Raw genomic sequence first — 7,016 nt, forward strand, 5'->3', positions numbered from 1 at the left:
CAGCGGCCTAGTGGGCCGCGGCGGTCCGCACGGAGTCCGCAAGGGCCGCGGTCGCGAGACCCGAGGCCGCGGACCGCGTCCGATCCTCGGCCGATGGCCACAGGTGGGCGTACGTCCCGAGCGTCGTCGTGGCCGTGGCGTGTCCGAGCGCCCGCTGCACCGTGACGACGTCGCACCCGGCCGCGATCAGGCCTGAGGCGTAGAAGTGTCGGAGGTCGTGCAACCGGACGCTCGGGCAGCCGGCGGCCTTGCGCGTCTGGCGCCACCGGAACGTCACCGCGTTGTCGTGCAGCGGCTTAGCGTAAGCCGTGAACAGCCATCGGTCGGGCGAACCCTCGGGCGTGTGCTGCCGGACGTGCTCGGCCAGTATCGTCACGAGCTCGTCGGGCAGGTAGACCGCGCGCTCGCTGCCGTATTTCGGCGCCCGGACCGCGACTTCGCGCCCGTCCCGCTGGAGCTGCCTGGAGACCGTGAGTTGACGCCGGAGGAAGTCGACGTCGCCTACCTGGACGCCGGCAGCCTCGCCCATCCGCAGGCCGGCGAACGCGCAGAGTGCCACGTATGCCGTGAAGCGGTCGTCGGCGGCCCGCAGCAGGCGCCCCACCTGCGCGACAGTGGGGACGCGCATGGCCGCCTCGGCCTTGCGGCGCCGGGGAAGCACGACACCCTCGCACGGGTCCGCGGCGATCATCTTGTCGGCGACCGCCGCGCGGAACACTGATCTGACGATGACGAACCTGGTCTTGATCGTCGAGGCCGCCAGGTCGGCGCTGAGTGCCTTCACCCATGCCTCGATGTGGGACCGCCGGATCGCCTTCAGCGGGACGCCGGCGAACGGGACCGTCGCGGCCGCATGGTCGGCGTTGGATCGGGTCGAGGGAACCCACACTTGTCGGGATGACCAGGCCTGGTAGAAGGCGCTGAACGTCACCTTGCCGGCCCGCGGGTCCACGTACTGGCCAGTGACAAGCGAGGCAGTCACCTCGTCGAGCCAGCGTTGCGCGTCCATCTTGCGGGCGAAGTGGCGCGCGTGCTCCTTGCCGGCCGCGTCCCGGTACCGGGCCCTCCAACGGCCGTCAGGTCTTTTCGCGATGCTGGCCATCGTCGCTCCCGTCTTCCAGCTCGGCTTTTCGTGTCATCTCGTGGTAGCGGCGCGCAAACCTCGGTAGGCGATGCGCCTCAGCGTCGGCTTGGGCCTGGGCGTACACCCGATCCTCCGCTTCGTGGGCGATGTCCAACAGCTCCAACATCGACGATTCCTGGCGCGCCAATACCGCCATGAGACTCCCGCTGAACTCATCGCTCGCCAGAAACGCGAGAGTGAGGTGCCGAATAGTACGGCTGAGCCTCTGGGCCGCCGCCAGGTAGGGCTCTTTCGCCGCGTACAGATCCGCCAAGAGCCGGTTCGCCTCCTCGCTGAGACTACGGTCAACCGACTGGGCGAGTTCCTGCATCGGAACATCGAAGATCTCGGCCAGGGCGGCGAGTTCGTTCACCGTGATCCGACGCGGAGGATCCTGCCTGAGCATCTTGTGGATGGAGGACTGGTTCGTGGGTGCGCCAGCCGCCGTCATGCGGTCGGCCAGTTCACGGTAGGACCACCCTCGCCGAGTGAGTTGAACTTCCACGTGCCAAGCCACGTAGCGCTCGGCGAACATCGTCCCGGGCTTCCTTCGCGGCATCTGGACCCTTCCAAAGCGGGAACAAGGGCCTTCCATCATGACACCCGACGATCGATGGTTCAAGGCATGAAACCGAGTGCCAACGATGACTACCCCGCGACGCCGAAGAGCCCGTACCTGACGACCGCAGAGCTCGCTGGGCTCCTCCGCACGAACCCCGAGACGGTGCGCTACTGGCGTCACACCGGCTACGGACCGCTCGGGCTGAAGGTCGGCAGACATGTTCTGTACGCGCGCGCCGACGTGGAGACCTGGATCGCCAAGCGACAGGCAGAGGCTGAGCACGGCTCGGGCAGGGCATGAAAGCCCAGCGTCGGGCGGCGCACGGGCTGCAGTCCAAGGACGTGGCCCTATGACTACCTCCCAAGCCCTGCGGTTGCCGCGTTGGGTCTCGGCATCGGCAGAGGATGCCGCCGTCTGGTACGCGGAGGCTGGATGGTACGTCGTCCCTGTCGCCGCCGAGTCGGACGACCCCGCCTCCCTGCTGGGGCCGGACTGGGCCGAGCGCTCGAGCCGGAAGGCAAGCAAGATTAGGAAGTGGTTCCACAGATGGCCGGACGCTCGCCTTGCCCTCGATCTAGCCCGTTCCGGTGCAGTGGCGTTCCGCCTTCTTGACAGCGAACCCAGGGACCCGTCGGTAGAACTCCTCACCGTCATGGCCATGGGGTCGGTCCTGATGGGCGCCCGCCCGGGGCAGGCCAAGTACCTGCTGGCGCTGGAGGATGGCAAACCGTTGCCGAGCGGCGACTACGGTCCCTTGGAGGGTGAGCTAGAGGTCCTGTGCGATGGCGAGGTGGCGGTTCTCCCGGACGCAGCCGCGTCCGAAGCCAGCCGCGCCCACGGGACATGGAACCCACCGGGCACGCTGGCTACCCTTCCCGGTGATCTTCACGGGGCACTTCTCGAGGCGGCTCAACCGCCGGGAGCAGGGCGCGGCGCAGTGCCTGTGGTTGGGGCAGGCGCCTCGGCAACAACTGCGCCTGCAAAGGCAGCCCTCGAGGGGCTGCACCGCCAAGAGCCACTTTCAGAAGTCGCACGCGGCGACGGCAGCGGCGGCGCGATACCAGCCGATGTCCGCCGTACGGCTCTCGAAGGCGCTCGCCGTCAGGACGGGCCGTCACAGGAGCGCTCCAGTTGGGCGCCGCGGAACCTGTCACTCCTCGTCGACGGCCCACTGGAGCCGCTGCAGGCATCGTTGATGCTGCGCGCTGACGGGGCCGGGCTGCTCTACCCCGGGATGGTGCACACCTTCTTCGGGGAACCGGAGTCGGGCAAATCCCTGCTGCTGCAGTGGGCGTGCGTCGAGGCGGTGACCGAGGGCAAGGAGGTGCTCTATGTCGATTTCGAGTCCGACGAGATGTCGATTCTGCGTCGGCTCCTCGCGTTGGGGGCCAAGCCGAAGCACATTCACAAGCGGTTCACCTACGTCCGACCCGAGACCGATCTCTCCAGCGAGCGGGACAGGACGATGTGGCAGCAACTGCTCGAGCGGCCGTTCTCCCTAGCCGTCATCGACGGCGTTACCGAGGCACTGGACCTTTTCGGCTACAAGTCGACCGACAACGACAACGTGGCCCGGTGGATGCGCACCGTCCCTCGAGATCTTGCCCAGAAGACGGGAGGAGCGGTGGCCCTGATCGATCATGTAACCAAGTCACGGGAGGGGCGCGGCCGGTTCCCGGTCGGGGCCCAGGCCAAACTGGCGGCGATCTCGGGGGCCGCCTACACGGTCGAGGCATCACAGCGCCTTGTGGAAGGCGGGCGGGGTGAGTTCACTCTCCGCCTGGTCAAGGACCGCCCGGGTGGAGTGGGCCGACACGCAGTTGGTAAGGGTCGAACACCACTGATCGCCCGCGCCACCGTCACGTCGCTTGCGCTGCATGAGGCGGGGTCCCGCTCCCTCATCCTTGCTCTTGAGCCGCCGGGAGACGACGCCGAGTCAGATTCGGAGACGGACCCCGGAGGCGCTGACCTGGACATCCACATCCGCGGCCTGGTGGCTGACAACCCAGGGCTGACGCAGACGCAGCTGATGGAGCTCCTTGGAGGTAACACCCGGAACACGAGGGCCCGCCTCAATGACCTTGAGGCGATGGATGTTCTACGCGTAGAGCTTGGCCCACGAAAATCCAAGAAGTACTTCCTGCGCGACGAAGCGACGAGGTAGAACGACCCCGACCGCGACCTGATCCCCTTTAGGGGTCGGTCGTGGTCGCGGTCGCTGGCTTGGCAACGCCCGATTCGGGTTGGTCGCCGCCTCGGGCTCACCGACGAGGGGCCTGGTGGTGCAAGGTGAACGACATGGCTGTCGTGTCCCTTCAGGCACCGGTCGCCCTCGCGCGCCCCGTCGATGACCTCACTCCGTCCGGAGTCAAGGACCTGCGGTGGGAGCCGAAGTGGGATGGCTACCGGGCCCTGGTCGGCGGCGGGAAAATCTTCTCCCGCAACGGCACCAACCTCACGCCCCTGTTCCCCGACCTCACCCCGGCGCTCAGCTCACGGCTGCTGGACGACCTCGTGCTGGACGGTGAGGTCGTCGCGTGGGATCCGGCTGCCGGCCGCTTCGACTTCGAGGGCCTGCAGGCTCGGATGATCGCCGGCCGGCGGATCCGCGCAGTCGCCGCCCGACGCCCAGCCCAGCTCGTCGTCTTCGACGTGCTCGCGGCCGGCTCCTAGGACCTACGGGGGCGACCGCTGCAGGAGCGCCGGGCCGTGCTCGAGAAGGCCCTGGCGGGGATGGCGTCGCCCATCGTGCTGTGCCAGCAGACCGCTGACGCGGCCCTGGCCCGCGAGTGGTTCCACACCCTCACGGCCGGCGGTATCGAAGGCCTGATGATCAAGGACGCCGGCGGCACCTACCCGATGGTGCCCGGTCAACGGGTGTGGTGGAAGATCAAGTCCAAGCAGACGCTCGACATGCTCGCGATCGGGTTCACCGGTGACCAAGCGGCGCCTACCGCCCTCGTGCTCGCCTTCCCCGGTGACGTCGACGAGAACGGACTGCCGATCACTGCCGGCTCGACGACCTCGCTGTCCAAGGCGGTCGGCAAGAGGCTGGCGCCGTTGCTGCACCCCACCGGCGAGACGTTCGAGCGCACCTTCGCCTGGGGCTCGGCTGCTCCTACCCAGGTGACGGTCGTGGCGCCGTTCGTCGTGGAGGTCGAGGCCGACGCTTCAGCGGCCGCCGGGGTGCTGCGCCATGCTGCCCGACTACATCGCGCGAGGCCACACCTCGATCCCGCATAAGCCGCCGATCAGTAGCTGGCCCGCCCGGCCTGGCCTGCAGTAGCCCTCCTGCTGGATGGCTGCGGTCGACCAGTTGGTGTTTCACCGAAGGGCTTGTCGTTTAGCTCCGAGAGCGGTCACCATGAGGGAAGCACCGCATGCTCGTCTTCATGGTCAGGTCGTCTCCCAACCCGAGTGGCCCTGGTGCTCGGTCACCTCAAAGGGATCCAACACCCCTGCAAAAAGGAGATCGACATGCTTCATGCACCCGTCAGCCAACGCCAGGACTTCCTGGACTGGCTTGACCAGCCCGAGCCGTTCCCAACCAGGCTCACCGAAGACGAGTCGTCCATGATCCAGGGACTGCTCGACTGCAACGACACCCTGCCCGGGGGCTACTGCTCGCAGCTGGCCCTGCCGCAGGGCTCGAGCTACGACGAAGCAGCCGATGGCTTCGCCCGACAGTATCGGCTCTAAAGGGCGCCCGCTCCACGGGCGGCCAGGGCCTTCTGAGGCTGTCGGTGGGGTGACGTAGCGTCGCCTCTGCGACCACATCGCAACAACGCCGGCCAGGCGCCCCACGCCGGCAACGCGGCCGGCGGCCCCCGCTCACCTCATCTGTGGGCGGGGGCCTTCGATGTGCGGGCGGCGGACAGCGGCATTTGCGTGCGTCAATCGCCTGCCGTCCGCCAGCTCTCGATCGCTTCGACGAGTAGGTCGAAGTCACTCAGGGTGCTGATCGCGAGTCGGCGGCCATTGGCCTCGACCGCCACACGCGGACTGGTCGACCAGCCGACGTGGCGTTCGATCACGACCGTGTCGCGATCGGCGCGAAGCTCGACTCGCTGCTCATTGACGTGCTCCTTGTTAGTCACGACCCAGAGCCGGGGTCCATGACACAGAAGATGGTCTGCCCAGTGGTAGGCCTCGCCAAAGTGGGCGCCAATGAAGACCGGCCTTCCCTTGCGAAAGGCCCGTAGACGAGCTCTTGCGCTCAGCTCAAGGGGAAGCGGCGCAACGAGCCAGTCGACGAGTAGCTCGAGCAAGAAACCCACGCCTCACCTTCCCACGTGGAGCGACCACCGCTCGAACGGAGAGCGGCAGAAGCGGACGTTGCAGTTCAGTCACGTCAGGAGGCGTTGTGGCCCGGCGGGTGCGACATTTGGCCTCGTGATCTGGGAGCCGCAGTGGACCCGCGCCGCCAGTAAGGCATGTAGCGCACTTCTGGTGTACACAGGGGCGCTGACCCTCGCAGGGTGCGAGACGGTGGCTGGTGCCGGATTAACGGGCATGACTGTCGATGAGCGAGGACGCCCGGTTGTTGTCTTCGCTCTCTGCAACGACCACATAGACGGGGCGACGATCTACCGTGATCGGACCGCGGAAGATCCGAAAGGTGAAGACTCCTCGATCTCCGTCGCTGAGTGGAAGGCGGCGTCGCCAGTCACGCCAAACACTGCCCTGAAGTCGGATCTAAACACCGCCGACCCATCCGACTCCTGGTCACGTACGGGTCCTCACGAGGCGATGAAGTCCGGCACCGCCTACGTCGCTTACGGATGGACGAGCGACAACAGTTGGTTCACAGGCCACGTCGAGTTCACGCTGGCACGACTATCCACGCTGAAACCTGGTCAGGTCCTCAGCCAGACCTACGTCCAGACGAAGGACAACTTCGTAGACACGGTCCAGACTTACGCGCAGTTTCAAGGCAGACGCATGCTCGGGGCGCACGTAGGCCAGCCGGCAGCGGCATGAGCGCGCGTGCTCCTGCGAGCTCAGGCCTGGCGTCTGCTGCGGGTTGTAGAGTTCCGTCCACACGACCTTGCGACTCTTGTGTCCCATCGCTGGGCGTAGGTCAGAAGCGGCGATGCAGAGTTGTCGCGTCGGAGCGAATGATTCGGAAGGCGGTCGCGCTGGTGGGCCTCGTCAGCTTCAAGAACGCGTGGGGCTCCACGCTGTTCAGGTTTGGCTGGCTGTTCTTGGGCTGCCTCGTAGTTGGACTTATGACGGACTTGCTTGTCGGCTCCGCGCTCTTCGGCTTAAGCGTTCTCGCGTGGCTGCTGATCCTTGCGGCTCAGATCCTGCGCGGCAGGCGAGGACGGCTCG

The 7,016-nt window shown here is 66.8% G+C and carries 8 protein-coding genes and 1 pseudogene; 6 read left to right on the top strand and 3 right to left on the bottom strand.

The features are described from left to right. Positions 1–7: 7 nt before the first annotated feature. Positions 8–1,102 (bottom strand): tyrosine-type recombinase/integrase, encoded by a 1,095-nt coding sequence (locus AB4030_RS13990; protein ID WP_442279810.1) that lies wholly within the window; start codon positions 1,100–1,102, stop codon positions 8–10. After that, entirely contained in the window at positions 1,077–1,658 is a 582-nt protein-coding gene (locus AB4030_RS13995; protein WP_442279811.1) for a hypothetical protein, read from the bottom strand. The genes AB4030_RS13990 and AB4030_RS13995 overlap by 26 nt, the downstream gene beginning before the upstream one ends. Positions 1,659–1,748: 90 nt before the next feature. On the opposite strand from AB4030_RS13995, the gene AB4030_RS14000 reads away from it, so the two are divergent. The 4 genes and pseudogenes from AB4030_RS14000 to AB4030_RS14015 all read left to right on the top strand — a co-directional run bounded on the left by AB4030_RS14000 (position 1,749) and on the right by AB4030_RS14015 (position 5,384). Next, positions 1,749–1,985, top strand: coding sequence for a helix-turn-helix domain-containing protein (locus tag AB4030_RS14000; RefSeq protein WP_442279812.1), 237 nt, complete (start codon positions 1,749–1,751; stop codon positions 1,983–1,985). 49 nt (positions 1,986–2,034) lie between these two features. Next, positions 2,035–3,849, top strand: a complete 1,815-nt coding sequence (locus AB4030_RS14005; RefSeq protein WP_442279813.1) for an AAA family ATPase — start codon at positions 2,035–2,037, stop codon at positions 3,847–3,849. A 134-nt stretch (positions 3,850–3,983) separates the two neighbouring features. After that, positions 3,984–4,928: pseudogene (locus AB4030_RS14010) on the top strand (ATP-dependent DNA ligase). 234 nt (positions 4,929–5,162) lie between these two features. Further along, entirely contained in the window at positions 5,163–5,384 is a 222-nt protein-coding gene (locus AB4030_RS14015) for a hypothetical protein (protein ID WP_442279814.1), read from the top strand. A gap of 194 nt (positions 5,385–5,578) precedes the next feature. On the opposite strand, the gene AB4030_RS14020 is transcribed toward AB4030_RS14015, so the two are convergent. Then, complete coding sequence (locus AB4030_RS14020) at positions 5,579–5,962, bottom strand: hypothetical protein (protein WP_442279815.1); 384 nt, start codon at positions 5,960–5,962, stop codon at positions 5,579–5,581. Between the two features lie 115 nt (positions 5,963–6,077). Here AB4030_RS14020 and AB4030_RS14025 point away from each other — a divergent pair, with 115 nt between their 5' ends. Continuing rightward, positions 6,078–6,665, top strand: coding sequence for a hypothetical protein (locus tag AB4030_RS14025; protein WP_442279816.1), 588 nt, complete (start codon positions 6,078–6,080; stop codon positions 6,663–6,665). A 161-nt stretch (positions 6,666–6,826) separates the two neighbouring features. Next, positions 6,827–7,016: hypothetical protein (locus tag AB4030_RS14030; RefSeq protein ID WP_442279817.1), on the top strand; the 190-nt coding region annotated here is incomplete at its 3' end.

Origin of the sequence: Terrabacter sp. 2YAF2 (assembly GCF_052114705.1) — a bacterium.
Classification (GTDB): Bacteria; Actinomycetota; Actinomycetes; order Actinomycetales; family Dermatophilaceae; genus Terrabacter.

Bases quoted from the DNA above. Each gene is read 5' to 3' on its own strand.
- AB4030_RS14000 (WP_442279812.1), top strand. From the start codon at position 1,749: ATGAAACCGAGTGCCAACGATGACTACCCCGCGACGCCGAAGAGCCCG.
- AB4030_RS13990 (WP_442279810.1), bottom strand. From the start codon at position 1,102: ATGGCCAGCATCGCGAAAAGACCTGACGGCCGTTGGAGGGCCCGGTAC.
- AB4030_RS14005 (WP_442279813.1), top strand. From the start codon at position 2,035: ATGACTACCTCCCAAGCCCTGCGGTTGCCGCGTTGGGTCTCGGCATCG.
- AB4030_RS13995 (WP_442279811.1), bottom strand. From the start codon at position 1,658: ATGTTCGCCGAGCGCTACGTGGCTTGGCACGTGGAAGTTCAACTCACT.
- AB4030_RS14015 (WP_442279814.1), top strand. From the start codon at position 5,163: ATGCTTCATGCACCCGTCAGCCAACGCCAGGACTTCCTGGACTGGCTT.